15 protein-coding genes are annotated in these 20,262 nt (G+C 33.4%); 8 read left to right on the forward strand and 7 right to left on the reverse strand.

Translation table 11 applies throughout. The features are described from left to right. Positions 1-8: 8 nt before the first annotated feature. The 3 genes from F0000_RS01295 to F0000_RS01305 all read left to right on the forward strand — a co-directional run bounded on the left by F0000_RS01295 (position 9) and on the right by F0000_RS01305 (position 6,237). Positions 9-1,625: a class I SAM-dependent methyltransferase gene (locus F0000_RS01295; protein ID WP_149622887.1), complete on the forward strand. Its 1,617-nt coding sequence runs from the start codon at positions 9-11 to the stop codon at positions 1,623-1,625. Then, the gene (locus tag F0000_RS01300; RefSeq protein ID WP_149622888.1) at positions 1,622-2,605 is read left to right on the forward strand and encodes an aldo/keto reductase; all 984 of its coding nucleotides are present in this window, start codon (positions 1,622-1,624) and stop codon (positions 2,603-2,605) included. Before F0000_RS01295 ends, F0000_RS01300 begins: the two co-directional genes overlap by 4 nt. A 368-nt stretch (positions 2,606-2,973) precedes the next feature. Next, positions 2,974-6,237, forward strand: coding sequence for a S41 family peptidase (locus tag F0000_RS01305; protein ID WP_149622889.1), 3,264 nt, complete (start codon positions 2,974-2,976; stop codon positions 6,235-6,237). A gap of 324 nt (positions 6,238-6,561) precedes the next feature. On the opposite strand, the gene sucC is transcribed toward F0000_RS01305, so the two are convergent. Together sucC and F0000_RS01315 are read right to left on the reverse strand one after the other, a co-directional pair. After that, positions 6,562-7,755, reverse strand: a complete 1,194-nt coding sequence (sucC, locus tag F0000_RS01310; RefSeq protein ID WP_149622890.1) for an ADP-forming succinate--CoA ligase subunit beta — start codon at positions 7,753-7,755, stop codon at positions 6,562-6,564. A 155-nt stretch (positions 7,756-7,910) separates the two neighbouring features. Beyond that, the gene (locus tag F0000_RS01315) at positions 7,911-8,546 is read right to left on the reverse strand and encodes an LON peptidase substrate-binding domain-containing protein (RefSeq protein ID WP_149622891.1); all 636 of its coding nucleotides are present in this window, start codon (positions 8,544-8,546) and stop codon (positions 7,911-7,913) included. A gap of 152 nt (positions 8,547-8,698) precedes the next feature. Between F0000_RS01315 and lysA the strand changes: the two genes are divergently transcribed. Beyond that, positions 8,699-9,931, forward strand: coding sequence for a diaminopimelate decarboxylase (lysA, locus tag F0000_RS01320; protein WP_149622892.1), 1,233 nt, complete (start codon positions 8,699-8,701; stop codon positions 9,929-9,931). A 420-nt stretch (positions 9,932-10,351) separates the two neighbouring features. Here the strand turns inward: lysA and F0000_RS01325 are convergent, their stop codons facing one another. The 4 genes from F0000_RS01325 to guaA all read right to left on the reverse strand — a co-directional run bounded on the left by F0000_RS01325 (position 10,352) and on the right by guaA (position 15,205). Next, complete coding sequence (locus F0000_RS01325; protein ID WP_149622893.1) at positions 10,352-10,576, reverse strand: DUF3820 family protein; 225 nt, start codon at positions 10,574-10,576, stop codon at positions 10,352-10,354. A gap of 11 nt (positions 10,577-10,587) precedes the next feature. Continuing rightward, positions 10,588-11,124, reverse strand: coding sequence for a DUF922 domain-containing protein (locus tag F0000_RS01330; RefSeq protein WP_149622894.1), 537 nt, complete (start codon positions 11,122-11,124; stop codon positions 10,588-10,590). Between the two features lie 323 nt (positions 11,125-11,447). Further along, on the reverse strand, positions 11,448-13,619 hold the full coding sequence (locus F0000_RS01335) for a LysM peptidoglycan-binding domain-containing protein (RefSeq protein ID WP_149622895.1): 2,172 nt from the start codon (positions 13,617-13,619) through the stop codon (positions 11,448-11,450). 56 nt (positions 13,620-13,675) lie between these two features. After that, positions 13,676-15,205, reverse strand: a complete 1,530-nt coding sequence (gene guaA / locus F0000_RS01340; RefSeq protein ID WP_149622896.1) for a glutamine-hydrolyzing GMP synthase — start codon at positions 15,203-15,205, stop codon at positions 13,676-13,678. 172 nt (positions 15,206-15,377) lie between these two features. Here guaA and F0000_RS01345 point away from each other — a divergent pair, with 172 nt between their 5' ends. From F0000_RS01345 to F0000_RS01355, 3 genes are all read left to right on the forward strand, one after another. Further along, entirely contained in the window at positions 15,378-16,118 is a 741-nt protein-coding gene (locus F0000_RS01345; RefSeq protein ID WP_188111988.1) for a dienelactone hydrolase family protein, read from the forward strand. A gap of 295 nt (positions 16,119-16,413) precedes the next feature. After that, a complete protein-coding gene (locus F0000_RS01350; RefSeq protein WP_149622898.1) occupies positions 16,414-17,139 on the forward strand; it encodes a hypothetical protein in 726 nt (241 codons plus the stop codon). A gap of 113 nt (positions 17,140-17,252) precedes the next feature. Then, a complete protein-coding gene (locus F0000_RS01355; protein ID WP_149622899.1) occupies positions 17,253-17,621 on the forward strand; it encodes a hypothetical protein in 369 nt (122 codons plus the stop codon). 145 nt (positions 17,622-17,766) lie between these two features. Here the strand turns inward: F0000_RS01355 and F0000_RS01360 are convergent, their stop codons facing one another. After that, the gene (locus F0000_RS01360; RefSeq protein WP_149622900.1) at positions 17,767-18,774 is read right to left on the reverse strand and encodes a ThuA domain-containing protein; all 1,008 of its coding nucleotides are present in this window, start codon (positions 18,772-18,774) and stop codon (positions 17,767-17,769) included. A 241-nt stretch (positions 18,775-19,015) separates the two neighbouring features. Here F0000_RS01360 and F0000_RS01365 point away from each other — a divergent pair, with 241 nt between their 5' ends. After that, a complete protein-coding gene (locus F0000_RS01365) occupies positions 19,016-20,260 on the forward strand; it encodes a hypothetical protein (RefSeq protein ID WP_149622901.1) in 1,245 nt (414 codons plus the stop codon). Positions 20,261-20,262: the final 2 nt, after the last annotated feature.

The following is a 20,262-nucleotide window of genomic DNA, read 5'->3' on the forward strand; positions in this document are numbered from 1 at the left end:
TTTTAAGCATGCTTACGAAACAAGAGAAACAAATATTCAGAGAAGAATTGTTCAGGCATCTTGATGGTATTGTAGTTGCTCCACTGGCATTCGCCTTGTTCAGAGCAAAAATAACAGACTATATTATTCTTCATAAGACTATTACAATATCAAAAATTGCTAAAGTATTTAATGGAAACGAAGGATATCTTACCGTAGCACTAAGAACGCTATCTTCTCAGGGATGGTTAAATTATGAAATAACTCAAAACTCAGTAAATGTAGCTATTAATGAACGAACTAAAATAGCTTTTGATCTTTTTTACCTATATCAAGACACTGTTGATCTTTTAGAATATTCTGGTAAATTCCATCCCAGAAAGTTTGAGTTAGATCCTTTTTATAAATTAGAAAAATTATTGATTATTTATCAAAAAAAGATGAATATTACTCTTTCTGATGATACGATAACCAATACTATTCAAAAACAAATACTAAAGCATATAGAAGGTATATTGGTCGGCCCTACAATTGTACATCTGGGAATGGGAGGAATGTTTCATAAATATTTTATGGAAGCTTCATTTAGTGCCGATGAATATCACGGCTCTCCAGAAAGTTTTGATGTAATCTTATCATTTTTGAGCTATTTAGGCTGGTTTACCAAAAAGAATCAACAGTATACCTTTACCAAAAAAGGTTTATTCTTTGCCAAAAGAGCTACCTCATATGGAGTTACGGTCTCTTATATTCCGATGTTTAGAAAAATAAATGACCTCTTATTTGGTGATCCCACTGTCCTGTGGAATACTAAAAATGGGGAGGATGAAACTCACGTAGATCGCGAAATGAATGTTTGGGGAAGCGGTGGTGCACATGCTACATATTTCAAAAAGATAGATGAGATTATTATTAGCTTATTCAACCAACCAATAGAACAACAACCCAAGGGGATTCTGGATATGGGATGTGGAAATGGAGCATTTTTGATACACCTTTTTGATGTAATTGAATCCAAAACATTAAGAGGTAAACACCTGGATAACAATCCCTTATTTCTAGTCGGCGCTGACTATAATAAAGCTGCCCTAAAAGTTACCAGAACCAACTTAATTCAGGCTGATATCTGGGCAAAAGTAATCTGGGGAGATATCAGCAATCCCGATGCTATAGAAAAAGATTTAAAAGAGAATTACTCAATTCAATTAAGAGATCTTTTATCCGTAAGAACCTTTTTGGATCACAACAGAGTGTGGAGCGAACCTATTTCAAAACTAAACACTCCAAGTAGCTCTACAGGTGCATTTGTATACAGAGGAAAACTTCTACAAAATGACGATGTAGAAAGAAACCTAAAAGATCATTTTATTAAATGGGCGCCACATATTGCTAAGTTTGGATTAATCATTATTGAACTTCATACAATTTCTCCTGCTCTAATAGCAAAAAACATAGGAAAAACAGCAGCTACTGCGTACAACACCACTCACGGTTTTTCTGATCAGTATATTTTAGAAATAGATGCTTTTCTCAAAATCATTGATGAAGCAGGACTAACAAGTGATAGTACATACTTTTCTAAGTACCCAAATTCGGATCTTGCTACCGTAAGCATTAACTATATAATTCAATCAAACAATTCATGAAATATCGAATATTAGGAAAAACAGACTACAACATCTCAGAAATAAGTTTAGGCACCTGGCAAGTTGGTGGTAAATGGGGCTCAGAATTTAATTACAAAAATGCAGAACATATTTTAAATACTGCAGTTGATCATGGAATCAACTTTATCGATACTGCAGATGTATACAGTAATCGAGAAAGTGAGAAAGCTGTTGGCAAACTTATAAAATCAAGATCAGAAAGAATATATGTAGCCACAAAATGTGGTCGCTTTATCCATCCACATATAAATAAAAACTATACCCCAAAGGCACTAAGAAACTATGTCGAAAATAGCCTTACAAACCTTGCTGTAGAAAGAATAGATCTTATTCAGCTACATTGCCCTCCTACAGAAGTCTACTATCGTCCAGAAATATTTGAAGAGTTTGACAAACTATTATCTGAAGGAAAAATTGGAGCACTGGGGGTCAGTGTAGAAAAAATTGAGGAAGCATTAAAAGCAATAGAATATGATAATGTGAGCACTGTACAAATTATCTTTAACATATTCAGACAGCGACCTAATGAGTTGTTTTTTGAACAAGTTAAGAAGAAAAATATTGGAGTCATCGCAAGAGTTCCACTGGCAAGTGGATTATTGAGTGGAAAGTATGATTCTAAAACGACCTTTAGCAAAGACGACCATAGAAGCTTCAATAGAAATGGAGAAGTCTTTGACAAAGGAGAAACTTTTTCCGGAGTTGATTATCAATTAGGATTAAAGGTTGTAGCATTACTCAAACAACAATTTCCAGATATATCATTACCCATACTGGCACTGAAATGGATTTTAAATCATCCACAGATAAGCTGTGTCATACCAGGAGCATCCAACAAAGAACAATTAAAATCGAATATTTCTGCCAGTGAAATTTCTAATCTATCTGACAAGGACATGAAAATTATTCAAAATATCTACGAGACTTACATAAAAAAATACGCACACCATTATTGGTAATAATTCCATAAATTTTGTGCATCGAACTGACATATACGGCAAAAATAATCTCCTGCTGGTATACCACTTGTTATTTGAATTTATTGATGATCTCATCTTGACTTTACTATTTCCTGAAAAATGGTTGAAGTTCGTCCATATTTCGTTGCTTTTTTCGTCTGTAGTGTTACTATAGACTACAAAAAATGCCGCATCCGGTCAAATTTCAGCTAATTTTCGATTAAAAATAAAAATCAAGGTAATTTCTATGATATGAGAAAATTATGCTTTTCAGCTTAATTTCAGAATAAAAAAATAATAGAAGCTCAGGCTATTCTATAATTTTCTTTATCTTCTTAGCCACAAAATCATTTATCACTTACACGTTCATGAAAAAATTAAGTATTCACACATTTCTATTAATTTCACTACTATCCTCAGCAGCATCTACTGCTATAGACCCTGAAAACACCAGAATGCTGGAACAACCTGCTATCAGTCAATCACACATAGCTTTTATATATGCAGATGATCTGTGGATAGCAAATAAAAATGGAACGCAGCCCAGAAGGCTCACTATAGATGAGGGTATAGAATCCAATCCTGTTTTTTCTCCTGACGGAAGTCTAATCGCTTTTAGCGCCCAATATGATGGAAATATTGATGTTTTTACAATTCCGGTAACCGGAGGAATCCCCAAAAGACTGACTTGGCACCCAGGTTTTGACAGAGTAGTCGAATTTACTCCAGATGGAAAATCAGTAGTTTTTAATTCCTTGAGAACAGCATTTACCAATAGACTACTTAAATTATATCAGGTAGATATTAAGGGTGGGTTTCCGAAAGAATTAGAAATCCCAAATGCTTATCACGCCGCCTATTCACCTGATGGAAACTATATGGCCTACACCCCTATTCCAGATCGTTTTAAACAATGGAAGAATTATCGAGGAGGCACGATTGCCAATATTTGGTTATTCTCTTTTAAAGATAAATCAATTGTAAAAATCCCCCAGACAGACCAAGGAAGTAACGATGTACAGCCTATGTGGAAAGGAGATGATATATTTTTCTTGAGTGATAGAAATGGGGAATTTAATTTATTTTCATATAATACCAAAACAAAAGGAATTGATCAATTGACTCAATTCGATGATTTTCCAATTACAAATGCTTCAATCGGACAAAACGAAATTATTTTTGAACAGTCAGGATACCTTCACATCTATAATATTCAACAAAAAACCAATACGAGACTTAGTATTGGCATTGCTACAGATCTTTTAGAATTGAGAGAACGTTATATAAAAGGTGGAGATCACATAAGATCTGCCAACATTTCTCCCTCTGGAAAAAGAGTAGTTTTTGATTACAGAGGTGAGATTATCACCGTCCCCGAAAACAAAGGAGACCCCAGAAACATCACAACAAGTCCCGGCGCTCACGAAAAATACCCTGCCTGGTCCGCAGACGGAAAACATATTGCTTATTTCTCTGATGAATCCGGAGAATATCAATTACATATAAAACCGCAAGACGGCAAAGGAAGTACTCAAAAAATTAAAGTCCCAGGCACCGGTTTCTATGCTTATACCAATTGGTCTCCTGATAGTAAAAAAATAAGTTTTTCTGATAATGGTCGAAATCTTTATATTCTTGATATTGATTCAGAAAAAATTACTAAAATTAATAGTGACGAATATTATTTCCCTGGGGCTTTTAGGAATTTATTTGGCGATTGGTCTTCTGATGCCAACTGGATGCTGTATTCTAAAATTATTGACACCAATTTTGAGCAAATATTTTTATACTCAATCAAGAACAATAAATCGTATCCTATAAGTGATGGATTAAGCAATGCTACTAATCCAGTTTTTGACCCCAATGGTAAGTATATCTATTTTTTTGCATCGACAGATGCCGGCCCGGTAGTCAACTGGTTTGATCAATCCAATCAAGATATGTCTCTAACTAATTCAATATACTTAGCTACCTTAAGAAATGATATTTTATCTCCTTTTGCAAAAGAAAGTGATGAGGAGCCGATAGATGATACAAAGAAAAAAAACGATATAAACGATGATACTAAGGAATCTGAAAAAAATGATCAAGACCTAGAAATTGATCTAGAAAATATTCAAAATCGTATTATTGATCTCCCTATAAAAGCAGGAAGTTATTATGGATTAGAATCCGGACAAGAAAACAAAGTTCTTTATATATCCTTTAATAATAGTGATGTATCTAAACCCTCTATGCTACATCAGTATGACATCATAAAGCGTAAAGACGATGTAGTAATGTCACTTGACAACTATATCATCTCTGGCAATGGTCAAAAGATGTTATACCAAAAAGATGATAGCTGGGGAATTACTGATACTGGTAAAAAGCCTGAAACTGGAAAAGGAATACTGAAAACGAATTCGATTCAGGTAAAAATAAATCCTTTAGAAGAGTGGAAAAACATATTTTACGAGGCATGGAGAGTTAACAGAGATTATTTTTATGACCCTGGAATGCACGGGGCTAACTGGAATGAAATGAAAAAGAAATATGAAGTATTCTTACCACACCTATCTTCCAGAAATGATTTAAACCGGGTAATACAGTGGATGTGCAGCGAACTATCTGTAGGACATCATAGATTAGAAGGGCGAGGAGAACGGCTAAATAAACCTGAACGTATCTCTGGTGGTCTTCTAGGAGCTGATTATCTGATTTCTAACAATAGATATCAATTCAAAAAAATATATGGTGGACTAAACTGGAATCCCAATTTACGATCTCCATTGACAGCACCAGGAATCCAGGTTCATGAAGGTGATTATTTATTAGCTATAAATGGAAAAAATATACTAAGCGATGACAACATATTCAGTTTCTTTGAAAATACAGCAGATAAAATAGTAGAACTTACTGTAGGACCAAACCCTAATAGCAAAGATTCTAAAATAATTAAAGTAACCCCTATATCAAATGAATATAATTTGCGAAATCGTGATTGGGTAGAAAAGAATCTAAAGAAAGTTCATCAGGCAACTAATGGCCAGGTTGCATACGTATATGTCCCTAACACAGCGAATAGAGGTCATCAATACTTTAAAAGATACTTCTTCCCGCAGGCCAATAAAAAGGCAATTATTATAGACGAACGTTTCAATGGTGGTGGACAAATAGCAGATTACTACATCAATCTTTTATTAAATCCTTATCAATCGCATTGGAACTTTAGATATGGTAAAGATCTTAAGACTCCCAGTGCTTCAATTCAGGGGCCCAAAGTCATGATTATTGATGAAACTGCCGGTTCTGGTGGAGATATGCTTCCCTGGATGTTCAGAAAATTTAATGTAGGAACGCTTGTTGGGAAAAGAACCTGGGGCGGCTTGGTTGGCGTATTAGGTTTTCCTGAGTTTATCGATGGGGCTAGTGTTACTGCACCTAATGTAGCTATCTGGACCGAAGATGGGTTTATAGTCGAAAATGTTGGAGTAGCTCCTGATATAGAAGTAGAACAATTGCCTTCTGAGATTATCAAAGGGAATGACCCTCAATTAGAAAAAGCAATTGAAATAGCCCTCGAAGCATTAAAGAAAAACCCTTCGAAGGAATACAAAAGACCTCCATACCCCAAGAGATCAAGGAATTAAACAAAAAAGCCTGATTTTATAAAATCAGGCTTTTTTGTTTACGCTTCTATATTATACGATTTGTGATTAAAAAATTCGTATAAATTCATTGAATTATTTTTTCTTTATGCAAGGCAAAAAAATCAAGCATAGCTATAGCTACGGTTTATTTTTTAAACCAAGTAGAAAGGAAAAAGAAACGATGAATATGCGAAATTTTTAGTTATAAATCGTATTATATCAACCCACCGCTTAAATCTTTTTAAATCGAATCATTTTTTTACAAAAAAAACGACCTAATAAATAGGTCGTTTCATATTATATAACAAAGAATAAATTAGTTTCTTATGCTAGTACGGTTTGTACTTTATCTGCAGCTTCCTGAAACTGAACAGCACTCTGTACATCCAATCCACTAGTATCAATAAGCTCTTTTGCTATGTCAGCATTCGTTCCTTGCAAACGGACTATTATAGGCACTTTGATGGCATCACCCATATTCTTATATGCATCAACCACTCCTTGTGCAACACGATCACAACGAACTATACCTCCAAAAATATTAATTAAGATCGCCTTTACATTATCATCTTTCAGGATAATTCTAAAAGCTTCTTCAACACGCTTGGCATCTGCAGTACCTCCAACATCCAGGAAATTTGCCGGCTCTCCTCCAGCTTGCTTAATTAAATCCATAGTTGCCATTGCTAAACCAGCCCCATTAACCATACATCCTACATTACCATCAAGATCTACATAATTAAGTCCAACTTCATTTGCTTCTACCTCGATTGGATTTTCCTCACGGATGTCACGCATATCTACATAATTCTTATGGCGATATAAGGCATTATCATCGATAGTTACCTTAGCATCTACTGCCATAATTTTATCATCACTTGTTTTTAAAACCGGATTAATCTCAAATAATGAAGAGTCTGATTTATCATAAGCTGTGTATAAAGCCATAACAAATTTTGTCATCTCTTTAAAAGCACCTCCACTCAAACCAAGATTAAATGCAACACGTCTTGCCTGAAAAGGCAATAATCCAACTGAAGGATCTATTTCTTCTGTAAAAATCAAGTGTGGCGTCTCTTCTGCAACAGTCTCTATATCCATTCCTCCTTCTGTAGAATACATAATCATATTACGACCAGTGGCACGGTTCAATAATACAGACATATAAAATTCGTTTGGCTCACTATCTCCAGGATAGTACACATCTTCTGCTACCAATACCTGATGTACTTTTTTTCCTTCTACAGAGGTTTGAGGAGTAATTAAGTTCATCCCAATAATCTGACCTGCAATTTCTTCTACTTCCTGAAGGTTTTTTGCAAGTTTTACTCCACCACCTTTTCCTCTACCACCTGCATGTACTTGTGCTTTGATAACGTGCCACCCAGTACCTGTTTCTGCAGTTAATTGTTTTGCAGCTGCAACTGCTTCTTTTGCATTTTGTGCAACAATACCGCGCTGGATACGCACACCAAAGCTGCTTAATATCTCTTTACCCTGATATTCGTGTAAGTTCATAGTCTTATTTTTTACCCTTTTGAATAGGAGTTCCAAAAATAGGAAAAGTGAAGTTCCTGTGCCAATCTTTTAGACTAAAAAACGTTTTAAGAAAACAGCTTTGGGATTATTAGAAAATATGATCAAAATATTGAAGGAAAAATGAAATATTGTAGTTATAATTCGAAATCTTCAAAATCTAAAGGGTCAAAATTTTTAAAATGCCCATTCATTTTAATAACCTCCTTTGCTCTATTCATTTCTTTTACTACGGGGATTGTTATTTTTAGATGTCCTATAAGATAATTAAGTCGCTCTAATTCACTTCGCAATTTCAACAAGTGATATTCCTGATGCAAAGCCAGTCCTATTTTATGAGCCACTTGATAACTAATAAAGGGGATATCAAAAACCGGAGGTCTATCTATTGTTAATTCTATGTATAATAAAGTAATATTTCTGAGTAATTCTTCCTGAAGTTCTTCTACACCATTTTCTTTATCATCAAGATATTCTACATCTCCTCCGGCATATAATTTTCCTGATAATTCTGGATAAAAACTTTTAATTTTAAATACTCTTTTACCCATACAAACTACATCACTTCCTCCATTGGGATATCTTTTTTCTATTTTTTGCAGTACTACTTCTGTTCCATATTCTAATTTTTTATTAATATATGCAGGAACCCCAAAAGAGATACCATCATTTTCACAATCCTCAATTAATTGTCGGTATCTTTCTTCAAAAATATGTAAAGGCAATCGCTCTCCTGGATATACAACTAATTCTAATGGGAAAAGTGGTAACATTTTTATTTTAAAAATACTAATTAACTACTGCTACGCCGCATAAACACGCGTTAAAAAACTTAAAATCTATTCAATAAATAGATTTTTTACATACTTAAGGCTGATATCTCTAATTTTATTGATAATTTCGTAGGCTTAAATTGTAAAATCCAATGAAAAACTCAAGTTTATTAGCAATCGCAGAAGAGTTTGGGAGTCCGGTTTATGTATATGACTCCGAAAAAATTGTTTCACAGTATGAACGCCTTACGGGCGCATTTAAGAAAGTCAAACATGTAAAACTTAATTATGCTGTCAAGGCATTATCTAATCTTGCGATTTTAAAACTAATGAATTCGTTGGGTGCAGGATTAGATACCGTATCAATACAGGAAGTACAATTAGGGTTATTGGCCGGGGTAACACCCAATAATATTATTTTCACTCCTAATGGTGTATCACTAGAAGAAATAGAGAAAGTCTCTGCTATGGGAGTACAAATAAACATAGACAATCTTTCTATCCTCGAGCAATTTGGGACTAAACATCCTGATACTCCTGTTTGTATCAGAATTAATCCTCACGTTATGGCTGGCGGAAATAGTAATATCTCTGTAGGACATATCGACAGCAAATTTGGGATCTCTATCCATCAAATCCCTCATATTCTAAGAATTGTAAAAAATACCGGGATGAATATCAATGGTATTCATATGCATACCGGAAGTGATATCTTAGATATTGATGTATTCTTATATGCCAGTGAGATTTTATTCGAGACTGCACTAAACTTCAAAAATCTTGATTTTATAGATTTTGGAAGCGGATTCAAAGTTCCTTATAAAACCGGAGACATCGAAACCAATATTGAAGAATTTGGAGAAAAACTCACTAAACGCTTTAATGCTTTTTGTAAAAAGTATGGTAAAGAATTAACGCTAGGATTTGAACCCGGAAAATTTCTTGTCAGCGAGGCTGGATATTTCTTAGCCAAAGTAAATGTCGTAAAGCAAACTACTTCTACTGTATTTGCGGGTATTGATAGTGGTTTTAATCACCTGATAAGACCAATGCTGTATAATTCATATCATGATATTGTAAACATCTCTAACCCTACTGGAAGAGAGCGATTTTATTCTATTGTGGGATATATATGTGAAACAGATACCTTTGCTACCAATCGAAGAATTTCGGAAATTACTGAGGGAGATATGATAGCTTTTAAAAATGCTGGAGCTTACTGTTTCTCTATGTCTAGTAACTACAACTCTCGCTATCGTCCTGCAGAGGTACTGTGGCATGAAAATAAAGCGCATCTGATCCGTAAACGCGAAACATTTAAAGATCTCACGAATAATCAGGTGGATGTAGATATTTTTTCCAAAATTCCAGAAACTACTTCTTAAAAAAATCACAAAGCTGATATACGAAATGCGTTAAATTTAAAATTTAACGCATTTTTCTTATAGAACTTATCTTGAAGTACAGCATCAGAATAACCAAAGAATCAAACCCATCAATCACCTGTAAAACAACAATTTATACAAACAAATCAATAATAGTGCTTTGACGAAAAAAAAAGTGTATCGAGAATAGATTTTCAAGCTCAAAATGCCTGTTTTTGATGCAAAACTCTTATCAGAATTTCACTGACTGACTCTCTTATGATTCATCAAATCCAATTAATCCAAAGAAAAAATATGCTTTTCATATTCGCTTTAAGGCATTTTTATATTTTGCAATAGTAAATAGCAATCAAACAAGAGGGAAGGAAGAAAAAACGAAATCACTAGAAAAATTTTGGAAATCACCGTAAAAGATAGCGGTTATAATTTCTTAATATTTCGTATTAAATATTCTAATCCATTTACTTTCAATTCATAAACTGTTTGTAATTGTTGACCCAAAACTCCTTTAGGAAAGCCCTTATTATGATACCAAACGATATAATGCTCTGGTAAATCTATAAGGTATCTATCTTTATATTTACCAAAGGGCATTTTAGTATTAGATAATTTAATCAAAAATTCTCTCTGCGGTTGAAGGTCCATAAAAAAATTTCTTATTTAGCATATTCCCTATAGTACCACATTAGGTTCTTAACCTTCTTTTCCCATTTAATCTGGTTTTCTTTATTTTTAGAATGATCCGTCTCTATATCATATTGCTCTTGCATATTAATCCTCATCCGCTCTACTCTTTTATACATTCTATTTAGATCTCTACGAACATTCTTATCAGGCTTATACTCTTGCAATTTCTTTCTCATAATTCTAGCGTGTAATTCTGAAATATCAAAATGCAATTGCTCATGCAACAATAAATAGTTTGTAGATTGACCTTTTTTCACCCAGGATAGTGATGGGTAACAAAAACTATCAACCTCATATTTTAATTCTATCTTCCCGTAATCTTCTTTACTAATAGACCATTGATATGTTATACCTGTATTAACACTAGCATCAAAATTACTATTAGACTTAGGCTCTCCTCTAAAATCAGACCAATCTAATTTGCTTTTTTCTGCATAAGAAAAACGCTCTACATATCCATGATCAGCAAAAATTAACACTAAAAGAATGGTAAAAAATTTACTCATAATTGCAATAATTATGCCCAGCTAAAAGTTGTTTTTTATATTTTGAGATTCAAGCTTAAAGACTCGGGGCGAGGTCTAAAAAACTTTTCTAAAATAATCTTATTTATTCCAATTACAGAAATACTAATACAAATCTACACATATGTGTTAGTAGTTTTATTTAACAAAACAGGTACTCATTAATATTCAACTATCCCAAATCTAGTATATCAACATCTGTACCAAGGTTTTAAAAAAACGAATACGAGTATTAAAATAATTATAATAAATAAAACATGGTCTAAAAATAAAAAAAACATTCCAAATTTATATCGAAAATAAATTTATTCTATCACTGTTAACTTTAAATCTTCGTCAAACTTAATGATATAAGATGCTTTATTATAATATCCTCCGGATAGTTTTTTAGCATAATTAAATTTATTTTCTACATACTCGGTTGTTCCTTCAAAAGATGCCGCGTGATAAATATCATCTGCTGTCCCCAATCTCATTAAGATATCATATGTAATATCAAAACCTCTAACTGTGTACTTGCTGGGAATCGTTCCATATTCTTTTTTGTACCTCGCCACAAATGAGGTCATTTTTTCGGTATCATAATTATCATATTCTTTATCAATTGACGGATAATGCAAATGTAATTTTGACAAGTGGTTATTCTTAACAGAATCATCATCAAAAGCATTATTTTTATCAGTAGTAAACAAGGTTACCTGATGGCTTTCTGCTTTGGCATTGAGTCCACCCGTAACATTACTAATCATAGCAACATCATTAGATTCCAGAAAAACCCAATTAGGTTTATTTTTTGCTAACACCTTATTTAGATTTACATCGTACACATAATTTCCATCTTCTACCTTAGCTATTTTGGCATCAGGGAATTCTGAAATCAATTTATTCTTTATCTTTTCATATCTTTTCCCTTGCTGTACAATAATTACAATATTTTTATCTACAGAGTCCTTTTTTACATATGATATCAATTTATCCTGAAGCATAACATCGGTAGGTCTGGTTTGAAAAAAATTACTGTATAGCTTAGATTCTCTTTTAGAGATTGGAGAAAAGACAGGTGTGTCATATTTTTTTAATTCCTTTGCGGCGGCCTCTACATTGGTATGATACAATGGACCAACGACAGCGTCTACTTCATCAAAATTATTTTGATCTATTAGACTTTTTATATAGTTAACGTTATTTTTATGTTGTGTATCAAAAACATTTAGCTCTACACTAAGTCCTTTCGTTTTTGCTGAATCAACAGCAATCTGAACACCTTTATAAAAATCAAGTGCAACTCTTATTCCTTGTCCTCTTCTTCCTTTAATATATTCTTCTGTTTCTGTTCTTGCATTCAGGTCTAATGTATCTAAGCCAAAAGGTAGCATAATTGCTAGTTTCTTTGTTTTAAAATTAGACAACATATTTTCCAGAATATCTATTTTTCGTTCTTCAAAATCTATAGCCAAAGAATCTCTACTATTTTGTTGCGGAAGTGTTATTACCATTCCTGCTCTCAGACCATCCCTAACATAAGGATTCATTTTAAACAATGAATCCGAGGATATATTAGTGCGCTTAAGAATACTATACACTGTTTCTTTTGGACGCACTTCGTACAACTCAAATCCAGGTTCAATTATTTCTTCCATAGGAACAAAAATAACTGTAGGCACCGTAATCTCTAATCCAATTGGAAGATCTGGACTCATTCCCGGGTTTAACTTTTCTAATTCTGCAATGGTAATACCATGTCTTCTGGCGATACCATATTTAGTCTCTTTTGGCTTTACTGTATAGTTTGTAGTTGAAGAGATTCTACTACTCAGTGTATCAATTGGAGTTCCTGCTAAAACAGTTTCTGTTTCGGTTTTTTCATATATTGGAATTCTGAGCTTATCTCGTTTACGAATCCCTTCAGAATACAGCCTTTTATTATGTTTTTTAATATCATCTATCGCTATGCCATACTGCTTAGCTATTCCATATAAAGTTTCTTTCTTTTTCACTTTATGCGTTCTAAAAGTGATAATTTTACGTATTTCTTCTAATGGTTTTATACTATCCAATACAGCATCTGCTACATTACCTGAAGTATCTTCTACATCCTTTTCTTTATTTTTTTCGAGCTTGTTAACTTTTAGGATTTGCCCTAAATTGATTCCATTAACAGCATCTGGATTTAATATATAAATTGCTTCTGGTGTTGTATCATATTTTTTGGAAATATTGTATACGGTATCACCTTCTCCTACAATATGCGTATTATATTCCTGATCATCGCTCACAGGGATCGCCAGAATTTGTCCTTCACTGATCCCTTCTTTTGCTGTTGGATTTATCCTGTAAATTGCTTCTGGAGTTGTATTATACCGCTTTGCGATCCTATATACATTTTCTCCCTGTATAACTTTATGACTTTTATACTGCTGCGCATAACTAATATGAGTCATCACCAACACTAAAAAAAACATCAAAACTTTTTTCATATACTAATCTTTATAATACCTGATTCCCCAAATAATTTATATTAAACGCTAGAATATTATTCCCATTCTATTGTTGCCGGCGGTTTTGAGCTTATGTCATACACTACTCTATTAACGCCTTTTACTTTGTTTATTATTTCATTAGAGGTTTTTTGTAAAAACTCATAAGGAAGATTTACCCAATCTGCCGTCATTCCATCTGTACTTTCTACAGCTCTTAATGCAACACATTTTTCATAGGTACGTTCATCTCCCATAACCCCTACACTCTGCACAGGTAATAAAATAGCACCTGCTTGCCATACTTTATTGTAAAGTCCATTCTCTTTTAATCCATTGATAAAGATAGCATCTACTTCTTGCAAAATACTAACTTTTTCTGAAGTAATGTCTCCTAATATTCGAATTGCCAAACCTGGCCCCGGAAAAGGATGTCTTCCTAACAGCTCTGGATCTATATCCATAGAGGCTCCTACCCGTCTTACTTCATCTTTAAACAACATTCTTAAGGGTTCCACTACTTTTAATTTCATAAAATCTGGCAATCCTCCTACATTATGATGCGATTTGATCGTTACAGAAGGCCCGTTTACGGATACAGATTCTATCACATCAGGATAAATCGTTCCTTGTGCTAACCATTTTGCATCTTCTATCTGATGCGCTTCATCGTCAAAAACTTCAATAAATACTTTACCTATTATTTTACGTTTTCCTTCTGGATCGCTTTCTCCTGCCAGAGCATTCAAAAAACGTGCCGAAGCATCTACTCCCTTTACATTTAACCCCATTCCTTCATATTGATCCAATACAGAGGAAAATTCATTTTTGCGTAGTAACCCATTGTTTACAAAAATGCAATGAAGATTACTCCCTATTGCTTTATGAAGTAATACGGCTGCAACGGTAGAATCCACACCCCCACTTAATCCCAAAACTACTTTATCATCTCCTAACTTCTTTTTTAATGTTGCCACGGTTGTATCCACAAAAGAATCAGGCGTCCAATTTGGTTGTATTTCGGCAATTTTGATCAAAAAATTATCCAACAATTGTTTACCATCAGTAGAGTGATACACCTCTGGATGAAACTGAATAGCATATGTATCTTCATGCGCTATCTTATATGCCGCATTGGTAACATCACTTGTACTGGCCAGTAATACCGCATCGGTAGGAAGTGATTTTATAGTATCACTATGACTCATCCATACTTGAGATCCTATAGCAATATCACTAAAGAATTGCTCTTCTGATTTTATATAGGAAAGATTTGCTCTTCCGTATTCACGTGTACTGGAAGGGGCTACCTCTCCTCCACTGAAATGTGCCAAATATTGTGCTCCATAACAAACTGCTAACAGTGGTTTTTTTCCTCTAATTCCTGATAAATCAGGATGTGCGGCATCTTCTCCTCTTACCGAAAGTGGTGAACCTGAAAGTATTACAGCTTTAAAATCTGATAAATTACCTGGTAATTTATGATAGGGATGGATTTCACAATAAATATTTAACTCTCTTACACGTCTTGCTATTAATTGAGTATACTGTGATCCAAAATCTAAAATGAGTACGTTATTTTGCATAGGCAAAAATAAAATTAAATTACAACCCTCGAAATCCTAACTCAGATAATTTTCGCCTACATTCATTTTTTTATGAACACTCTGTCAATAGCTCCATAAAATCGCGACTCAATCCGTATATTTATATGGCATTATGAGAAACTCATGTTTTAAATATTCAATATGTCTGTTCGTGCTAATTTCTTTTTTTTCTTGTAAAAGTGGATTAGGCAACAGAAGCTCTTTTGACTATGTATCAAGTATTAATGAAGCTTCTTTTAGATCCATACCTTTAACTCCTGGAAATATCATTGGAACAATTAACGTTGAAGATCGCGAATCTACATGGAAGTATGACCTTACCATTCCTAAAATTAGGAAAGAAGAAAAAGTACCTCTTTTTATTGTTCTTCATGGAGGTATCGGTAGTAAAAACTATACAAAATTCAGTAATTGTCTGGTTGTTCCGGGACTAAAAGATGCCGGAGGTTTTATATTTAGCCCATCGGGAGCGTGGCGTACCTGGACATTGGATCATTTAGAAAAGAGAATTCTTGATTTTATCGAACTTGCCAAAAAATATTGGCCAATAGATCCTAATAAAGTTGTATTGGTGGGATATAGTAATGGAGCACTGGCTGGCTGGCAATATGCCAAAAAATATTCTAGTACTTTTTCTGCTATGATCTTAATGGCCTCTAACTGTAAGGTTGAAGAGAAACCAGACATCCCAATTTATGTGATCCAGGGAACAGAAGATATGTTTTTCCCTATAAAAAAAGTTAGAAAGCGAATTGCTGCCGCAAAAGAATTAGGCTGCGATATTACTTTTGTAGAAGCTCAGGGAAAAACTCATATTAAGGCTTGTGAATATTCTGAAGTATTAAAATCGAGCATACCGTGGTTAGAAAATAAAGTTTGGCTGCATAGATGATTGCTTATAAAAACTCTTTTCTCTTTCTTTCATATGCATCTCAATATTGAGTCGCCTCTATTTGTATTAGCTTCATTGTATAGTTCTATTTATCTGTTGTTCTTCTTTTTTTAGCTTTAATATCGGTTTTACGATACAATTTAAGGGAAAATATACGCAATTAAACTACTGTAAAACCGTTTACCGTAGGATACTTACCATTCAACGACATCAAATCTTCGTTAAACGAGAAACCTGATTTTAAGTCTCTTAATCCTACTACTTTTACACTGTAACCAAAGTAAAATTAATATTTATGAAAACTCTAAAGCCTTCTTTTAAAATTAAATTTCTATTCTTATTCAGCATTTGTTTATCATTTATAACTACTGCAAATACTATAGATGACCGTCAGGGTCTAGAAATGGCAATTTTCAATTCAATTTATAATAAAAAATACGATCTTGTTATCCCGAAAAATATTACTGATAAAAAACTACCTTTATATATAGTACTACCAGGCGGACTAGGAACCAAAAATTACACTAAATTCAGAGACAGTCTCATATTACCTGGTTTGAAAAATAAGAAAGGAATTGTTTTTAGCCCAAAAATATCCTGGAAAAGGACGAACCAAAAAGCTTTGGAGAATATAATAGTCGATTTTATTACTGTTGCCAGAAAGACATTTTCTATCGACACTGAAAAAATTACACTAATAGGATACAGCAATGGTGCAATCCAAGCTACAAAATTAGGAAAAAGTAAGAGCTTCTTGTTCTCATCCATTGTTCTTATGGCTTCTAATTTTAAGTTTTCTAGTAAGATCAAAACTCCTATTTATATTATACAAGGAACAAAAGATCGATATTTCCCGATAAAAAAAGCTTACAAAAGTGTTTCTTATGCTAAAGAGATCGGTTGTGATATCACTTTTATAGTTGCAGAAGGCAAAAATGACTATAATCCATCACAATATAAAAGTGAATTAAAAGACTTAACTACCTGGTTAGAAAATACAATCTGGAATCCGGTTCTCTAGATAACACATAAAAAAAACCATACGTCATATAATTAGTACCCATACCCAAATTAAATAGTATTTAACAAACTTCAATTTTTAAATCCCCTTAATAACCTAAAAATATAGACAACATGGAAACTTCAAAATTATACATCAAAAATCAACTTATTACCAGCATTATTTTATTAATCTTTTGTTTTCAGAGTCTTGCTTGCCTTGCCAGTAGTAATTCTAAAACCATACACCTAAAAGAATATAAATTTACAAACGATATTAGTATGGTATCAGGAGAGCACAAAGAAGATACAAAAGCTACAAAAATTAGTAGTGATTACATTTTTCTCTCTGAAAGTGAATCCATTCAGGTAACACAATCTATATTAGATTTTATAAAAGAAAATACAGATCCTTATAAAAAGAAGCATGAAGCTACAGGAAGTTGGATGAAAAGCACCTTATGGATTAAAGATCCATATTGGATCAAAAAAGAAGTAGCCTAAACCTATGTTTTGCACCATGTTGAACTTAAAATTATTCAAATAAAATACAATTATTTTTTTAAGCAAAAAGAAAAAGGAAGCCGTTATGCTTCCTTTTTCTATTGAAGTATAAAATTTTGATGCGTAATGTTAAGACAGGATGGTATTACTCCTTGATAATCTTAAAACTACTTTCTTGACGTCCAGAAATCAGTCTCCCTAAATATAGCCCCTTAGATAATTTTTCAAGATTTATGTCGACAGAAGCGATAGAAGAAGGTATCGATCTCATATATACTAATTGTCCGTTGATATCATAGATCATTAATGATTTTTCCTTTGTAACAACCGAGGTGGATAATTTTAATACGGTACTCACTGGATTTTGATTTATTTCAAAAGGTATTTCAGCAGTTACACCTCCTACACTGAGCGTATTCCCAATCACATATTTAATTCCTTCTTCTATATGCTTTATAAAATTCGCATTGTTTGTATAATCGCTGGAATTATGACCTAATGCGGTATAAAAAGAACGTCCTCCCATATACTCTTTATACCAGGAGATTGGTCTCGCTTCATCATAATCATTAGATCCTGTAGAGGCTACCATCAGAATGTTTATATTGCCATCAAATAGTTGTCCACCATTATTTCTCCAATAATAATACTCCTCAGATTTGTTCCAGGTAGTTCCCAAAAAATCAACAGATGGGTGCGAGCTTACTACGGTCATATCTGCATTAAAATTATTCCTGGTATGATTCGGATTTCTTTGTATGATTGCACCAACAAGATCATTATAAAAAGGCCAACTTTTATCTCGATAAGTATCTGTAGCTGCATGGATACCTAAAAAACCGCCTCCATTCGCTATATATTGTTCAAAAGCCTGTTGTTGTGAAGCATTGAGCAAACCATTACCGCTAGTATTGCACCATATCACGGCACTGTACTGCGCAAGGTTATTGGTAGTAAAACTACTAGCATCATCAGTCTCATCTGTTGTCCATAACCCATTGGTAATACCCAAATCAGTAATCATCGTTACCCCAGCTCCAATTGACGGATGTTCAAAACCATTTGTTTTGGTAAAGACTAATACTTTATCCTGCGCCGAAATTGCACATATACATAATAGAAATACGGCTAATAAAAGAGTTTGTGTTTTCATACTATTTACATTTTAGAAGTATAACGCTACTAATTCTGTTTTAAGTATGCTCCAATATTACTTCCAGTCTATACATTTTGGTCATATTAAAAAATAAGAAGTCAAAATTAGCTAGATTTTAAAAATCTTACTATCAAATTATTACAAAACTGTCCACTCTTTGTCCACCTTCTTTTTTCCTTTATAAAGGTAAATGCTTATAGGTTTGGGGTACTCATCAAAAAAATATAAATACACAATTATGAAAACCAAAAAAACAACCAAAAAACAATCCTTATTTAGTATGAAACATTTAATAATTCTATCTTTATTATGCTGCACACCACTAAAAGTTTTGGTAGCACAAATCGGACCTATAGGGCCTTTCCCCAGTAGTGGCACAAAATATACAGAAGCAAAGCAAACCAACATTATTTTATTTGATACTGAACAAAAGAAAAAGAGGGATTCAAACTTTTATGTAGCCTGGGGTAAAAGATCCAATTGGAATAAAAACATAAAACTAGAAGTACTTGAAGAAGGAGCTGTAGCTACAAGAGATGGCATGTTTACGGACTGGGGGGATTTATACCTTGTAAGTAATTGGGACAGTTCAAATTTCGAAAATTCGAATATCAGATTTGGTTTTGGGAGTAATCTTAGGAGAAATGTATCCGAAAAAATGCGTTTGACCGGCAAAGGGTGGTTAGGAATTGGGACTACTAATCCTACTGCAAAACTGCATCTTACTGGCGGAGCTGCTTGTATTGATGGACATGAACTACTGTTAAATGACAAATCCAATCTGAGGATGAAAGGAGGTAGTATATCCAATTGGGCAGCTTTTAATTTTAAAGCTGACTATGATAATACAGGAGATAAGCAGTATATTTTTCGTGGAAAAGATGATATTGGTTATATTACTTTTGATGCCTGGAATCAAAAAAATATACTTCATGGTAAGACTACTTTTAAAAATGATATTGTAAGCGAAGCGCAACTATCATTAAAAGGAAATCTTACTTTTACAAATACTGAAGAAGTACAACAGTTAAGTACCTATAAAGGATTAGAAATAGCACTAAATAATACAGAAGAATCTCATTTTTCAGTAAAAAACCCTATAGGAGTTCATGCGCTATATGTAAACTTACAAGGCAATGTAGGTATTGGCGGTATTGACAACCCTAAAGAACAATTACACATAAATGGTAAGGTAAAAGCAAGTGCGTTTATTACGGACCTTTCTTCTTTTCCTGATTATGTTTTTGCAAACGATTACGAGCTAACATCATTATCGGACATCAAAAAATATATAAAAGCCAATCAGCATTTACCTGGCATGCCTTCTGAAAAAGAGGTGATAAAAAATGGTTTAGATCTTAAAGAAATAAGTGTACTATCTGTAGAAAAGATTGAAGAATTGTACCTGCACCTGATAACTCAGCAAGAATTAATTTCAAAACTAGAGGAAAGAGTACATCAGTTAGAAACCGCAAAAAAATAAAA

Origin of the sequence: Aquimarina sp. RZ0 (genome assembly GCF_008370685.1) — a bacterium.
Lineage (GTDB): Bacteria > Bacteroidota > Bacteroidia > Flavobacteriales > Flavobacteriaceae > Aquimarina.